General features: G+C 64.5%; 10 protein-coding genes. 6 read left to right on the forward strand and 4 right to left on the reverse strand.

All coding sequences use genetic code 11. From position 1 onward, the window contains the following. Positions 1–221: 221 nt before the first annotated feature. Both KR767_RS10725 and KR767_RS10730 read left to right on the forward strand, forming a co-directional pair. Complete coding sequence (locus KR767_RS10725; RefSeq protein ID WP_166947356.1) at positions 222–464, forward strand: hypothetical protein; 243 nt, start codon at positions 222–224, stop codon at positions 462–464. Positions 465–643: 179 nt separating this feature from the next. Further along, complete coding sequence (locus KR767_RS10730; RefSeq protein WP_425602749.1) at positions 644–2,524, forward strand: CocE/NonD family hydrolase; 1,881 nt, start codon at positions 644–646, stop codon at positions 2,522–2,524. An 881-nt stretch (positions 2,525–3,405) separates the two neighbouring features. Here KR767_RS10730 and KR767_RS10735 read toward each other — a convergent pair. The 4 genes from KR767_RS10735 to KR767_RS10750 all read right to left on the reverse strand — a co-directional run bounded on the left by KR767_RS10735 (position 3,406) and on the right by KR767_RS10750 (position 8,075). Further along, a complete protein-coding gene (locus KR767_RS10735; protein ID WP_166947390.1) occupies positions 3,406–4,626 on the reverse strand; it encodes an AGE family epimerase/isomerase in 1,221 nt (406 codons plus the stop codon). Continuing rightward, a complete protein-coding gene (locus tag KR767_RS10740; RefSeq protein WP_166947391.1) occupies positions 4,623–5,603 on the reverse strand; it encodes a carbohydrate kinase family protein in 981 nt (326 codons plus the stop codon). The genes KR767_RS10735 and KR767_RS10740 overlap by 4 nt, the downstream gene beginning before the upstream one ends. An 82-nt stretch (positions 5,604–5,685) precedes the next feature. Continuing rightward, a complete protein-coding gene (fucP, locus tag KR767_RS10745; RefSeq protein ID WP_250879150.1) occupies positions 5,686–6,915 on the reverse strand; it encodes an L-fucose:H+ symporter permease in 1,230 nt (409 codons plus the stop codon). A 110-nt stretch (positions 6,916–7,025) separates the two neighbouring features. After that, a complete protein-coding gene (locus KR767_RS10750) occupies positions 7,026–8,075 on the reverse strand; it encodes a LacI family DNA-binding transcriptional regulator (RefSeq protein ID WP_250879102.1) in 1,050 nt (349 codons plus the stop codon). Between the two features lie 169 nt (positions 8,076–8,244). Here KR767_RS10750 and KR767_RS10755 point away from each other — a divergent pair, with 169 nt between their 5' ends. The 4 genes from KR767_RS10755 (at position 8,245) to KR767_RS10770 (ending at position 14,650) form a co-directional block, all read left to right on the forward strand. Continuing rightward, positions 8,245–10,593 (forward strand): GH92 family glycosyl hydrolase, encoded by a 2,349-nt coding sequence (locus KR767_RS10755; RefSeq protein WP_250879103.1) that lies wholly within the window; start codon positions 8,245–8,247, stop codon positions 10,591–10,593. 239 nt (positions 10,594–10,832) lie between these two features. Then, entirely contained in the window at positions 10,833–12,629 is a 1,797-nt protein-coding gene (locus KR767_RS10760) for a sensor histidine kinase (protein ID WP_166947395.1), read from the forward strand. Further along, complete coding sequence (locus KR767_RS10765) at positions 12,626–13,075, forward strand: response regulator (protein WP_166947396.1); 450 nt, start codon at positions 12,626–12,628, stop codon at positions 13,073–13,075. Before KR767_RS10760 ends, KR767_RS10765 begins: the two co-directional genes overlap by 4 nt. 33 nt (positions 13,076–13,108) lie before the next feature. Continuing rightward, a complete protein-coding gene (locus KR767_RS10770; RefSeq protein WP_166947397.1) occupies positions 13,109–14,650 on the forward strand; it encodes a response regulator in 1,542 nt (513 codons plus the stop codon). The last annotated feature ends 12 nt before the right edge of the window (positions 14,651–14,662 follow it).

Below are 14,662 nucleotides of genomic sequence, written 5' to 3' on the forward strand. Positions count from 1 at the left end.
CGGCGACGCAATTCCTCTGAAAATAGTCGTGAACGCGTTCAGGCCTTGCGGCGGGAACTCGCTTCACGATTGAATCCTTTGCGTCCCTGTCTCCGATGGGGGCGCCCAGGGGTGTTACATTGATCTGCCAGCAGGCGCGGCGAAAGCCGTGGAGGGCCCATCGTCCCGAGGGGTAACCGACGCCGCGCTTGCATCCATAAATAACGAATGAGGAGTAACCCATGAAGCTCGCTTCGATCACTGTTCTTGCTTTCGCCGCCGTTGCCGCGCTCTCGGGCTGCAACAAGACCGACGACTCGGCCAACACCGCTCCGGCCGCCGCCTCGACCGCCGCTGCCGCTCCGGCTGCTGCTTCGACCGCCGCTGCCGCCCCGGCTGAAGCCCCGGCTGCTGCCTCGACCGCCGCTCCGGCTGCTGCCTCGACGGCCGCCCCGGCTGCTGCTTCGACCGCCGGTCAGCAGTAATACGCCTCATCCGAACCCGCCGCGTCTCGTAAGGGGCGCGGCGGGTTTTTTATTGCCCACGATTCGCCGGGGCATGACCTATGACGATGGTGGTGGCGTTCAGCTTGGGGCAGGCTAGGAGGGTTTCGTCCCAGACAGCAGGAATCGCCATGTCGATATCGCTTCGCCCGTTGCCCGCCATGCTCGCCTTGTCCCTGGCCGTGTCCCCTTCGCTTGCCCTGGCGCAGACGGCGCCGATGACGCCGGATATTCCGGCGGACTACAAAGCCTCCACCAGCGCCAACGACTACGTGAAACGCGTGGTCGAGATCCCGATGCGCGATGGCGTGAAGCTGCATACCGTGATCGTGGTGCCCAAGGGGGCCCATCGCGCACCCATCCTGCTTACCCGTACCCCCTACGACGCCGACGGCCGGACCGAGCGGGTCGACTCGCCCAGCATGCGCAACCTGCTGCCGCAGAGTGACGAGGTGTTCGTTGATGCCGGCTACATCCGCGTCTTCCAGGACGTGCGTGGCAAATATGGCTCCGAGGGCGACTACGTGATGACCCGCCCCCTGCGCGGGCCGCTCAACGACACGAAAGTGGACCACTCCACCGATGCCTACGACACCATCGACTGGCTGGTGAAGAACGTGCCGGAATCGAACGGCAAGGTCGGCATGCTCGGCTCCTCGTACGAGGGCTTTACCGTGGTGATGGCCCTGGTCAATCCGCACCCCGCGCTCAAGGTCGCCGCCCCCGAAAGCCCGATGGTGGATGGCTGGATGGGCGACGACTGGTTCCACTACGGCGCCTTCCGGCAGACCAACTTCGACTACTTCACCGGTCAGACGGCGAAGCAGGGCAAGGGCTGGCCGGTGCAGCGCCAGGGCTATGACGACTACACCAATTTCCTGCGGGCGGGCTCGGCCGGCGACTATGCGCGTGCCGCAGGTATCGATTCGCTGCCCTACTGGCGGAAAGTCAGCGAGCATCCGGCCTACGATGCGTTCTGGCAGGGACAGGCGTTGGACAAGGTGATGGCGAAGCAGCCGCTGAAGGTGCCCACCATGTGGATCCAGGGCCTGTGGGACCAGGAAGACATGTGGGGCGCCATCCACAGCTACGAGGCCGTGGAGCCGAAGGACACCACCAATACGATGAACTATCTGGTGATGGGGCCGTGGCGGCATAGTCAGGTGAACTATGGCGGTGCATCGCTCGGTGCGCTCAACTGGGACGGCGATACCGCGTTGCAGTTCCGTCGCGACGTACTGCTTCCGTTCTTCAACCAATACCTGGTGGACGGTGCGCCCAAGGCGAAGACGCCGCCGGTGTTCATCTACAACACGGGCGAGAACCACTGGGATCGCTTCACATCCTGGCCGCAGGCCAAGGGCACGAAGCCGCTGTACCTGGAAGCCAACGGCGGGCTGTCGTTTACGGCGCCGGCGGCCGATGCCGCGAAATACGACGAGTACGTTTCCGACCCGGCCAAGCCGGTGCCGTATGTGCCGCGCCCCGTGCACTTCGCTGATCGCCAGTCGTGGACGACCTGGCTGGTACAGGACCAGCGTTTCGTCGATGGCCGGCCGGATGTACTCACGTACGTTACCGAGCCGTTGAAGACGCCGTTGCGCGTGGCCGGTGCGCCGCAGGTGAACCTGTACGCGTCCACCAGTGGCACCGACAGCGACTGGGTGGTGAAGCTGATCGACGTGTATCCGGATACGGATGCCACGACGCCAACGATGGGCGGCTATGAGCTGAGCGTGTCGATGGATATCTTCCGTGGCCGCTATCGCGAGGGTTTCTCGGAAGGGAAGGCGCTGACACCGAACACGCCGTTGCAATATCGCTTCGGCCTGCCCACGGTGAACCACACCTTCCTGCCGGGGCATCGCGTAATGGTGCAGGTGCAGTCGTCGTGGTTCCCGCTTTACGACCGCAACCCGCAGACGTTCGTGCCGAACATCTTCTTTGCGAAGCCGTCGGATTACGTCAGGGCCACGCAGCAGGTGTGGCATGCGCCGGGACAGGCGAGTGCCATTGAGCTACCGGTGGTGGACGGTCATTAATCCATAGTGTCCCTCACGTCGTCCCTGCGAACGCTTCGGACCCAGTGCGTTGCAATAGGTTTTTGCGAGAGGGTTACCTGCACACGAGCCGATGAAACGTGGCGGTGTTTACTGGTGAACCGGGGCGCTGGGTTCCTGCGTTCGCAGGAACGACGGGCTATGAGATTGCAGCTCCCCACCTACCCCTCACGTCGTCCCTGCGAAAGCAGGGACCCAGTGCGGTGCGGTGGGTTTTTGCGAGAGGGTTACCTACACACAAGCCGATGAAACGTGGCGGTGTTTACTGGTGAACCGGGACGCTGGGTTCCTGCGTTCGCAGGAACGACGGGTTGCGAGATGGCGATGCCCTGCCTACCCCTGACGTCGTCCCTGCGGAAGCAGGGACCCAGTGCGGTGCAATCGATTGTCGCGACAGGGCCACCTACACACGAGCCGATGAAACGTGGCGGTGTTTACTGGTGAACCGGGGTGCTGGGTTCCTGCTTTCGCCGGAACGACGAGTTGCGAGATGGCGGTTCCCCTCCTACCCCTCACGTCGTCCCTGTGAAAACAGGGACCTAGTGCGGTGCGCTAGGTTTTCGCGAGAGGGTTGCCTACACACAAGCCGATGAAACGTGGCGGTGTTTACTGGTGAACCGGGACGCTGGGTTCCTGCGTTCGCAGGAACGACGGGTTGCGAGATGGCGATGCCCTGCCTACCCCTGACGTCGTCCCTGCAGAAGCAGGGACCCAGTGCGGTGCAATAGGTTCTCGCGAGAAGGCCACCTACACACGAGCCGATGAAACGTGGCGGTGTTTACTGGTGAACCGGGGCGCTGGGTTCCTGCTTTCGCAGGAACGACGGGCCGGCGGTTGGCCGGCCTGTCGTTTTACGAGCTTACTTACTTTCCCTGCATCCGACGCAGCGACGCCATCACTTCATAGCAAGCGCCCATGGTGTGATAGTCGGTCTTGCCGGCGGGGCTCTTCTCGTCGTCGTACTTCTCGTTGTTCCGCTTGAGGATGCGGTACCACGCGCCGTACCTGTGGTCGACGAAGTGCTCCCAGCTGTACGCCCAGATCTTCTCGTACCACTCGTCGTACTGCTTCTCGCCGGTGGTTTCGAACAGCAGCTGCGCGGCGCCGAGCGATTCGGCCTGCACCCAGAAATACTTGTCGTCGTCGCAGACCTCGCCCTCGGGAGCGAAGCCATAGGCGATGCCGCCGTACTGCTTGTCCCAGGCCTTGTCCAGCGCAACGTCGAACAGATGCTTCGCGGTCGGCACCAGCCATGCCTTATGGCGCGGCGTGCCCTTGGTGTAGCGCTCCAGCATCATGAGCAGCTTGGCCCACTCGGTCTGGTGACCCGGTTGGAAGCCCCACGGGCGGAACAGGTGCTTGGGATTGTCGAGGTTGTACTTGAGATCAACCGTCCAGTCCTGGTGGTAGTGCTCCCACACGAGCTTCTGCTCGGTGAGGGCGGCCTGGCGCTGGGTCATGTTCTCGGCGAGCAGCAGGGCGCGGTCGAGGTAGCGGTCGTCCTTCGTGGCTTCCCACGCGGCGATCATGGCCTCGGTCATATGCATGTTCGCGTTCTGGCCGCGGTAACCGGTGAAGTTCCAGTCCTTGTCGGCCTCGTCGCGGTACAGGCCGTAGTCCGGCTCCCAGTAGCGCTTTTCGAGCAGGTCCCAGATCTCGCCCTGCCAGGCGCGGGCTTCGTCGAAGCCCACCTTCACGCCACAGGAGTAGGCCAGCAGCATGAAGGCCAGCCCGTAGCAGTGGTTCATCTGATCGTCGCGCTTGCCGTCCTGAATGGTCCAGGCATAGCCGCCGGTTTCAGGATTGCGATGCACTTCGCGCAGGTACTTCAGGCCGTGCATGGCGAGATCTTTGTCCTCGGGCTTCTTGAACTCGAGGTAGGCCATGGCATGGTTGAACACGAAGCGCGTGCTCGACACCAGGTGGCGATGGCTGCGGTCGTAGACCGTGCCGTCGTCCTTGAAGTACTGGAAGAAACCGCCGGCCGGATCGACCTCGTTCGGCTTGTAGAAGGCCATGGTCTTCGCGACATGGTCGCGCAGGACATCGACGGAATGGAAATCGGGAAGGGGTACGTTCGTCATGCGTGCTTCTCCATGAAGGCCTTGACTTCGGCCTGGTCGGGAATGGCGGTGAACGAGCCTTTGTGCGTGGCGGTGATCGCGCCACAGGCAGCGGCGAAACGAATGAGGTCGCTCAGGCGATCGCCGTCGGCGACCAGCGCGTCGAGCTTGTCGAGGGTGACGCCCTCGGAGGCCAGGCGGGCGAGCAGGCCGCCCACGAAGGCATCGCCGGCCGCGGTCGTGTCGACGGCGTCCACGCGATAACCCTTGATGACGCCACTGGCCGTACGGGTGAACCAACGCATCGGCTCGGCACCATCGGTGACCAGCAGTAGGCGGGCATGGCCTTCCCACAGGCGCTTGAGTACGGCCTCGTCGGAACCGGCCCCCTCATGCAGAACGGCGAATTCTTCGGCGCTGAGCTTGATGACGTCGGCTTCGGACAGCGTTTCCCACAGGCGCGGGAGCTGGTCTTCGCCCTTGGGCCACAGCGCCGGGCGCAGGTTCATGTCGAAGCTGACCAGCGCGCCGGCGGCGCGGGCGCGGCGCATGCCTTCCACCGTGGTGGCGGCGATGGCAGCCTCGGTCAGCGAGTTGGAGCAGACGTGGAAGACGGCAAGATCGTCGAACGCTTCGTTGCGGAAGTGCTCGGGACGGAACAGCAGATCAGCCGCGGGCGGACGATAGAAGCTGAAGCTGCGATCGCCCTTGTCGTCGTGGGCGACGAAGGCCAGCGCGGTGCGTGCCTCGTCGGTACGGGCGACATCGTCCGTGCCGACACCGAGGTCGGTGAGGCTCTTGAGCAGGAAGTCGCCGAACATGTCGCGCGCGAGCATGCCGGCAAAGCGGGCCTGCGCACCGAGACGGGCCGCGGCGACCGCGACATTGGCGGGTGCGCCGCCGGCGAAGGGAACGAAGGCGGGAGGCTGACCGGCGCCGCCCTGGGGCTGTGCGTGGAAATCGATCAGCGCCTCGCCGAAGCAGAGGATAGAAGACATGCGAACGGCGTGTCCTTGGGGCGAGGATGGAAGAAAAAACGCGGCGACCGGCGCAAGGGCCGGTCGCCGTCATGGGGAGGTATCAGCGGGTCGCGACCGGAAGATTGCGGATCTTCGAGCCACTGAGGCCGTAGAACAGGATGTAGCCGTAGCAGATCAGCGGAATGAAGAACGCGTGCTGCACGCCGATGGCATCGGCCACCACGCCCTGGATCCAGGGGATGAGCGCGCCGCCCACGATGGCCATGATCAGCAGGGACGATGCCTTGCCGGTCAGCGGACCCATGCGCTCGATACCCAGCGAGAAGATCGTCGGGAACATGATCGAGTTGAACAGGCCGATGCTGACGATGCTGTACACGGCAACCGTGCCGGTGGTGCTCATCGTGGTGATGACCAGCAGGGCGTTGATGACCGCGAAGGCGGCCAGCAGCTTGCGCGGCGAGAACTTGGCCAGCAGGGCCGAGCCGATGAAGCGGCCGACCATCGCGCCACCCCAGTAGAAGGCGACATGGCTGGCGGCGACCTCACCCGACATGTTGCCGATCTCAGGCAGCTGCAGGTAGTTGATCATGAAGCTGCCGATCGAGACCTCGCCACCCACGTAGAAGAAGATGCCGAGCACGCCGAAGAACACGTGCGGGGTCTTCAGGGCGTCCATCAGCGAGTGGTGGCCGTCGTCGGCCTTCTCGGTGGTTTCCTGCAGGGTGGGCAGGTTGAACAGGTACACGCCGATGGCCAGCAGCACGAGCACCACGGCCAGGCCGATGTACGGACCCTGCACGGCGCTGGCTTCGTGGGCGCGGTAGGTGATCTGCTCGGCAGCGTTCATCTTGGCGATGTCGGCGCCGCTCTTGACCTCGTTGGAGAGGATCAGGAAACCGCCGAAGAACGGAGCGAGGAAGGTGCCGAACGAGTTCAGCGCCTGGGCCAGGGTAAGGCGGCTGGAGCTGGTCTTCTCAGGACCCAGCAGGGCCACGTAGGCGTTGGCTGCCACCTGGAGCACCGTGATGCCGGTAGCCAGGATGAACAGGGCGCCGAGGAAGAAGGCATACACGCGCATGCCGGCGGCCGGCCAGAACAGCGCCGCGCCGATACCCGCGATGATCAGGCCCGCAACGATGCCCTTCTTGTAGCCCAGCGACGCCACGAGGCGGCCGGCGGGCAGCGACATGATGAAGTACGCGCCGAAGAAGGTGAACTGGATCAGCATGGCCTGGGCGTAGTTCAGTTCGAACACGGCCTTCAGGTGCGGGATGAGGATGTCGTTCAAGCACGTGAGGAAGCCCCACATGAAGAAGATCGTCGTCATGACGCCGAGCGCCAGCGGGAAATAGGTGTAGCGGGTATCGCCGGAGCCTGTCGCGGACGACGAGGTGGGCAATGGCGTGGGACCGGTGGCCATGGGGCGCTCCTTGTGGGTCAGGGTGAAGTCGGAGGGCAGCTGCTTTCGCGCACCACCAGCCGGACGGGGGCGATCGTATAGGCCGTATCGGTCTCGGGATTGCCCAATCGTTGCAGGATGAGTTCGGCGCTGCGCCGGCCGAGGCCTCGCGGGTCTACCGCGATGGTCGTCAGGGGCGGCACGCATACCGAAGATTCGGCGACATCGTCGAAGCCGGTGAGGGCAAAATCCTCTCCCGGCCGGCGTCCGCGTCGCGTGAGGCCCAGCATCAGGCCCAGCGCGACGGCGTCGTTGTAGCAGACCGCTGCCGTGGGGGCCGGATCGCGCGCAAACAACGCGCCGGTCTGGCGGGCAGCTTCAAGGCGGGTCGGGGCACTTTCGATCAGCCAGTTGGGTTCCACCGGCAGGCCGGCGTCCTTCATGGCGCTCGTATAGCCCCGGCGACGCTGCTCCACCGAGCTGGAGTCGCGGTGACCGCCGAAGAAGGCGATGCGCTGGTGACCCAGGCCGATGAGGTGTTCCGTCGCAAGGCGGGCACCGTGCTCGTTGTCCATCTCCAGGGTGTCCCAGCGATGGGTGCCGTCGTTGTCGGGCAGTTCGCGGTTGAACACCAGCAGGGGCGTATGCATGCCCACGGCCGAAAGCACCCGCTCACCGTCGCTGCCTTCGGCGGGCGAAAGGATGATGCCGGCGGGTCCGTGCTCCACCAGGGAGGTGAGCACCGCCTGCTGGCGCTCCGGCGATTCGCCGGTATTGCCCAGCAGGGTGACGTAGCCGGCGCTGGCCAGGGCCTCGTCGGCGCCGGCCGCGAATTCGGCGAAGAAGGGGTTGCCCAGGTCGTTGACGACCAGGCCGATGCTGGAGGAGGTACGTCGGCGCAGGTTGGCTGCCGCCCGGTTATAGACGTAGCCCTGGCGCTTCAGTTCGGCCTCCACCCGGGCCCGGGTGGCGGAGTTGACCAGTGGGCTGCCGCGCAGCACCAGCGAGACGGTGGCACGCGAAACGTCGCATCCCTGGGCGATATCGGCTAGCGTGACCTTGCGGCGCTGCGGGGTGGACCTCGGCATCGTTACTCCTTCAAACGATCTAAACCGGGCGATGATCGCTCGGCAGGGTCAGGGATGCATCACGCACTGCAACATGCCATGCGGCGGCATCTTTGCTACTTTCAGAGCGTTTGTCACGATCCAAATGATCGTGACCACATACAACGCGTCCAAACGAGGGGAGCCACCGATGTCGAGTCCGTCCCGTCTGCGCCGAGGCCTGCTGGCCGCGGCCCTGTCTCTGGCCCTGCCAGCCCTGGCCCTGGCGGCCTCCGGCGGCAAGCCGACCAGCGCCTTCCAGGCGGTGGACCCCATGATCGGCACCGGTGGTGACGGCCATACCTTCCCGGGTGCCACGGTGCCCTTCGGCATGATCCAGCTCTCGCCGGACACGGCCATGCCGGACTTCAAGCACGCGTACAAGTGGGCCGCCGGGTATCAGTACGGCGACACGAGCATCCTCGGTTTCTCCCATACGCATTTCTCCGGCAGCGGCCACTCCGACCTGGGCGACTTCCTGGTCATGCCCATTGCCGGCGACGTGAAGCTGGACCCCGGCACCCCCGACCAGCCCGGTAGCGGTTACCGCTCGCGTTTTGACCACACAAGCGAAAAGGCTGAGGCAGGGTACTACGCGGTCACCCTGGCCGACTATGGCGTGCGCGCCGAGCTGACCGCCGGGCGCCGCATCGGCTGGCATCGCTACACCTTCCCCAAGGGCAAGCCGGCCCATCTGCTGATGGACCTGCGTCCGAGCATCTACGACTACGACGGCAAGGTGCTGTGGTCGTCCGTGCGCGTGCGTGCCGACGGCACCGTGACCGGCGGCCGCACCACGCGCGGCTGGGCCCCCGGCCGCCAGCTGTATTTCGCCATGCGCTTCAACCAGCCGCTGGTCTCGCGCAGCCTGAAGAACCGCGAAGAGAACATTCCTTACCGTGGCTTCGGTGGTCCGGGCAACCGTGGCACCGACACGGACGCCATGAGCGGCCGTGCGCTGGAAGGCGTGTTCGACTTTGGTGACCTGACCCAGCCACTGGTGGTGAAGATGGCCATTTCCTCGGTGAGCGAGGAAAACGCCATCGCCAACCTCGACCAGGACGGCGCCGGTTTCGACTTCGACACGCGGCGTGCCGAGGCCCGCCAGCAGTGGGAGAAGGTGCTCTCCGTGGTGGACCTCGATGCCCCGGCGCAGGATCGCAAGACGTTCTACACCTCGCTGTACCACGCGATGCTCTCGCCCACCCTGTCGATGGACGTCAACGGCCAGTACCGCGGCCCGGACAACCAGGTGCATACGGCCAAGGGCTTCGAATTCCACTCCACGTGGTCGCTGTGGGATGTCTACCGCGCACAGCAGCCGCTGATGACCCTGCTGGAGCCGGAGAAGAGCAACGACTTCGTCAGCTCGCTCATTGCGTCGCGCGAAGCCAGTCCGTTCGGCATCCTGCCGGTGTGGGCGTACCAGGGCATGGAAACATGGTGCATGATCGGCTACCACGCCGTGCCGGTGATCGCCGATGCCTATATGAAGGGCATTCGCGGCTACGATGCCAACAAGGCCCTGGAAGCCATGGTCGCCAGCGCAACCTACGGCCCCTATGGCGGCCTCGACGACTACATGAAGCTTGGCTACGTGGCGATCGACCACCAGCCCGAATCGGCGTCGAAGACCGTTGAATACGCCTTCGACGACTGGTCGCTGGCGCAGATGGCCAAGGCCATGGGCAAGGACGACGTCGCCGCCACCTTCATGAAGCGCGCGGGCAACTGGAAGAACAGCTTCGACACCAAGACCGGTTTCCTGCGCGCCCGCAAGAGCGACGGCCAGTTCCGCGAGCCGTTCGATCCCTCGTCGGCGGCCTATGGCAGCGATTACACCGAAGGCAATGCCTGGCAGTACTCGTGGTATGTGCCGCAGGACGTCGCCGCCCTCATCGAGGCACTGGGCGGCAACGATGCCTTCGCGAAGAAGCTCGACGAAGTCTTCGAGGCCAAGGTCGATCCGAAGTCGTTCGCCCATGTGGAAGACATCACCGGCCTCATCGGCTGGTATGCCCACGGCAATGAGCCCAGCCATCACGTGGCCTATCTCTACGACTACGCCGGCAAGCCCTGGAAGACGCAGGAGCGCCTGACCCAGATCATGAAGACCCAGTACACGCCGACCCCCACGGGCCTGGTGGGTAACGACGACCTCGGCCAGATGTCGGCCTGGTACATCTTCACGGCCCTGGGCTTCTATCCAGTCGCGCCGGGTAGCAACCAGTACGTGATCGGTCGTCCGTTCGTCGGCAAGGCCACGCTGAATCTCTCCAACGGCAAGCACTTCACTGTGTCCACCGACCACCTGGATGCCGGCCATCCGTACGTGGGCAAGGTCACGCTCAATGGCAAGCCGCTCAACCGCACCTTCATTCGCCACGAGGAAATCGTGGCCGGCGGCGAACTGCATTTCTCGATGCAGGCCACGCCGGCGAAGGACTGGGCCACGGGGGGCGACGCGCTGCCTTACTCGATGAGCAAGTCGGCGAATTAAAAGGGCTTTTTCGCTACCGTCACAGGTTCTTCACGGGGCCTTGGGCATTAAGGCGATCTCCATGGGGCGGGTGTGCCACTCCCGCATCGCCGGACCGGTCTGACTGGTCCGGCGATGTCGTGGTGGCACGCCCGCCTTCGTTTTAGCGATGCCCGGACTTCAAGCGCCGTCCTGATGCCATACACGTCTACAATGAGGGCCCTAAACCGGGCAGGAGTCGTCGTGGGGATGACCAAGGCATGATCAAACGCATCGGATTGCGCTGGCGACTCGTCGGCCTGCTTGCCGCCGTGCTCGTGATCGTGGCCTTGCCCTACGCCGTCACACGTTCCAGCACGGATGACGCCCTGGCCGCCCGCGACTGGGTCACCCACTCCGCCGACATCAAGGCCAGCGTCTACCGGCTCGATGCGATCCTGCGCAGCAGCGAGGCGGCGATCTACGCGCGCCTGGCCGGCGCACCGGATGAGCCTGTGCTTCAGGAGCGCGCCCTGGGGCCGCGCCAGAATGCACCGGAGATCCTCGCCACGCTGCGCACGATGATGCGCGACAACGCCGAGCAGCTCACCCGCCTGGGCGCGATCGATTCGATCACCAACGGGCGCATCGTGCTGACGGACCAGGCACTGCAGCGGCTCAAGGCGGGCGACCGCGACGGCGCCTTTGCCTCGATGGAAGATGCGCGGCAGCTGTTTCCCTTCCGCGAGCAGGTCAAGCAGCTGCTGGAAGAGGAATCCAGGCTGCTGAGCACCCGGCGCGCCGATGCCGAGGGCCTCGCCTCGAACAATCGCTCGGTGCTGCTGGTCGCCGCGCTGGCGCAGATTCTTCTTCTCGGTATCGTCGTGGTGGTGTCCGAACGGCAGATCGCCATCCGCCTTGCCGCGGAATCCAAGGTAGCCCAGGCGGTGCAGCGTTCGCAGCTCATCGTGCAGGCGGTGCGCGAGCCCATTGCCATGCTCGATGGCGATCTGCGCGCGTTGCTGGTCAATACGGCTTTCGCCGAACTCTACGGTTCCGATCCGGAAAGTCGTAAAAACACGCCGCTCAACGAGATCGGCGATGGTGCATGGAAGGACACGGCGTTGCTCCAGCGCCTGTCCGACGTCATCGCGCGCGACCGCGAGTTGTGGGATTACGAACTGACCCAGCGCACCGTCGATGGCATCGACCGCTTCGTGGTCATCAACGCCCGCCGGATCGAACAGCCCGACAACGACGAGCCGGCCCTGCTGTTGACCGTCAGCGACATTACCGCCCGCGCCCTCGTTGAGCAGAAAGTGACGGAGCTCAACCGCCAGCTCGAAGGCAAGGTGGAGCAGATATCCGACGTCAATCGCGAACTGGAAGCCTTCAGCTACTCGGTGTCGCACGATCTGCGCGCACCACTGCGCCATATCTCCGGCTTCGCCAGCAAGCTTGAACTTCAGCTGGGCGATCAGGTTGATGACCGCGTGCGTCACTACATCGACGTCATCAGCACGTCGTCGCGACGCATGGCCCAGCTCATCGACGACCTGCTGGTGTTCTCACGCCTGGGTCGCGGCGCGTTGCGCCTGCAACCGGTGGACATGCAGTCGCTGGTGGAAGAGGCCCGTGCGCTGGTGGAGACCGACATACGCGACCGCCGCATCGAGTGGCGCGTGGCGCCGCTGCCGATCGTGGTAGGCGACGAAAACATGTTGCGCACGGTGTGGCAGAACCTGCTGGGCAACGCCGTGAAGTACACCGGCAATCGCGAAATAGCGAAGATCGAGGTCGGTCTTGATCGTACGAGCTCTGGTGATTACGAGTTCTTCGTACGCGACAACGGCGCCGGCTTCGATATGCAATACGCGGGCAAGCTGTTCGGTGTGTTCCAGCGGCTGCACCGTGCTTCCGAATTTCCCGGCAACGGCATCGGCCTTGCCAACGTGCGACGCATCGTCGCCCGCCATGGAGGGCGGACCTGGGCCGAGGGCGAAACCGACCGCGGTGCCACCTTCCATTTTTCTTTGCCGGCCTCCGACCTTCCGGGTGCCAGAACGGGTGACTCATGAACCAGCGCGAGAAACTGCGCACCATCCTCCTCGTCGAAGACTCGATGGCCGACGCCGAGATGGCGATCGATGCGCTTCGCGAGGCCAAGCTGGCCAATCCCATCGTGCACCTGGAAGATGGCGTGGATTGCCTCGACTGGCTGCATCGCCGCGGCGCCTATGCGAATCGCGAGGAAGGCGATCCGTCGGTGATCCTGCTCGATATCAAGATGCCGCGCATGGATGGCCTGGAGGTACTTCAGCATCTGCGTGACGACGAGCGCTGGAAGCGCGTGCCGGTGGTGATCCTTTCGTCCTCGCGTGAGGAAAGCGACCTGGCCCGCAGCTGGAACCTGGGTGTGAATGCTTATGTGCTCAAGCCCGTCGATGTCGATCAGTTCTTCCGCGCCGTACAGACGCTCGGCCATTTCTGGGCCGTGCTGAACCAGCGGCCCGACGGCGGCTGAGCGCGCGGACGTCAGGTAAGGATCATTCTCGCCATGAGTGCTCAAGACCATAAGGTCAGGATTTTGCAGGTCGAGGATAGTCCCCTCGATGCGGAACTGGTATTGACCGAGCTCGATCATGACGGGCTCGACTACGATGTGCGCCTGGTCGATGACGAGGCCGCCTATCTCGATGCCCTCGATACTTTCCGGCCGGATATCGTTCTTTCCGACCTGAGCATGCCGGTGTTCAGCGGCGAACGCGCGCTGGAACTGCTGCGCGAGCGGAATACCGAGATACCCTTCATCTTCATCTCCGCAACGCTGGGCGAAGAAGCGGCCATCGCCGCGCTGCGCAACGGCGCCACCGATTACATCCTCAAGCAGAACACCGCGCGCCTGGCTTCGGCCGTGCGTCGCGCGCTGCGCGAAGCCGAGGAGCAGCGGGCGCGCATGCGCGCGGAGCAGGAGCTGATCCGTGCGCAACGCTTCGAAAGCCTGGCGTTGCTTGCGGGTGGCCTGAGTCACGATCTGCGCAACCTGTTGCAGCCGCTGCTGCTTGCAGGCGACACGCTGGAAGATTATGCGGACGACCCGCGGCTGGCGCGCCTGGGCACGCTGGTGCGTGACTGCGGGCGTCGTGGCCTTGAAATGGTGTCGTCGATGCTGTCCTTCGCGCGAGGCGCACGTCGCGCCGAGCAGGTGCGGCTGGGTGCCTTGCTCGACGCGCTGCGCCTGCTCATGCAGGGCAGCGTGCCGCGCAATATTGCGATGGAAGTGGACGTCGTCGATGCCGAAGTGACGTTCGAAGGCAACCATACGGAATTGCAGCAGTGTCTGCTCAACCTGTGCCTCAATGCGATCCAGGCGATGCCCGAGGGTGGCCGCCTGCGTATCGAGACGGCACAGGTCACGCTCGCGGACGACTTCTTCGCCGATGGCGAATCCACGGCGCCGGGACGTTACCTGCGGTTGTCGGTGATCGATTCGGGCCAGGGCATGTCGCCGGATGTATTGCAGCGCCTGTTCGAGCCGTTCTTCACCACGAAGGAAACCGGCACGGGCCTGGGGCTGCTCTCGTGCAAGCGCATCGTGGCAAGCCATGGTGGCCTCATGCGCGTGCGCAGCCGGGTGAACGAGGGGACGCAGTTCCATCTCTATCTGCCGCTGAACGTCGAGCACGACGAACATGGCGATCCGATGCTGATCGAGCCGTCGCTCCAGGGCGAGGCGGAGCGGGTGCTCGTGGTGGTGGAAGAAGCCACGCAGCTGTCGCTGCTTGTCGATACGCTGGATGCCTACGGCTATCAGGCCGGCGCCAGCCAGAGCGGCACGGCCGCGCTGCAATGGATCGAGGCGCATGGCGTGCCGGATCTGGTGGTGATGGACGCCGACATGAACCTGTTCACGGGCGTGCGCACGCTGGCGGCGCTGCTTGACCACGGTTACACCGGTGCGGTGCTGCTGCTGGCACGCAAGGATTCCCCGCCGAATCTCGACGAACTGCCGCAGCTCGATCGCCTGCATGTTCTCGAAAAGCCCATCCAGTCGCGGGCGCTGTTGCGCAAGGTCCGCGAGGCGCTCGAGGAAGCCTGAGCGCTGCTGCTC

This window comes from Luteibacter anthropi, assembly GCF_023699965.1.
Classification (GTDB): Bacteria; Pseudomonadota; Gammaproteobacteria; order Xanthomonadales; family Rhodanobacteraceae; genus Luteibacter; species Luteibacter anthropi.

Excerpts from the sequence above, each read along its gene's own strand:
- KR767_RS10730 (WP_425602749.1), top strand. The coding sequence starts at position 644 with ATGCTCGCCTTGTCCCTGGCCGTGTCCCCTTCGCTTGCCCTGGCGCAG.
- KR767_RS10755 (WP_250879103.1), top strand. The coding sequence starts at position 8,245 with ATGTCGAGTCCGTCCCGTCTGCGCCGAGGCCTGCTGGCCGCGGCCCTG.
- fucP (WP_250879150.1), bottom strand. The coding sequence starts at position 6,915 with ATGACGACGATCTTCTTCATGTGGGGCTTCCTCACGTGCTTGAACGAC.
- KR767_RS10770 (WP_166947397.1), top strand. The coding sequence starts at position 13,109 with ATGAGTGCTCAAGACCATAAGGTCAGGATTTTGCAGGTCGAGGATAGT.
- KR767_RS10725 (WP_166947356.1), top strand. The coding sequence starts at position 222 with ATGAAGCTCGCTTCGATCACTGTTCTTGCTTTCGCCGCCGTTGCCGCG.
- KR767_RS10765 (WP_166947396.1), top strand. The coding sequence starts at position 12,626 with ATGAACCAGCGCGAGAAACTGCGCACCATCCTCCTCGTCGAAGACTCG.
- KR767_RS10750 (WP_250879102.1), bottom strand. The coding sequence starts at position 8,075 with ATGCCGAGGTCCACCCCGCAGCGCCGCAAGGTCACGCTAGCCGATATC.
- KR767_RS10735 (WP_166947390.1), bottom strand. The coding sequence starts at position 4,626 with ATGACGAACGTACCCCTTCCCGATTTCCATTCCGTCGATGTCCTGCGC.
- KR767_RS10740 (WP_166947391.1), bottom strand. The coding sequence starts at position 5,603 with ATGTCTTCTATCCTCTGCTTCGGCGAGGCGCTGATCGATTTCCACGCA.
- KR767_RS10760 (WP_166947395.1), top strand. The coding sequence starts at position 10,833 with ATGATCAAACGCATCGGATTGCGCTGGCGACTCGTCGGCCTGCTTGCC.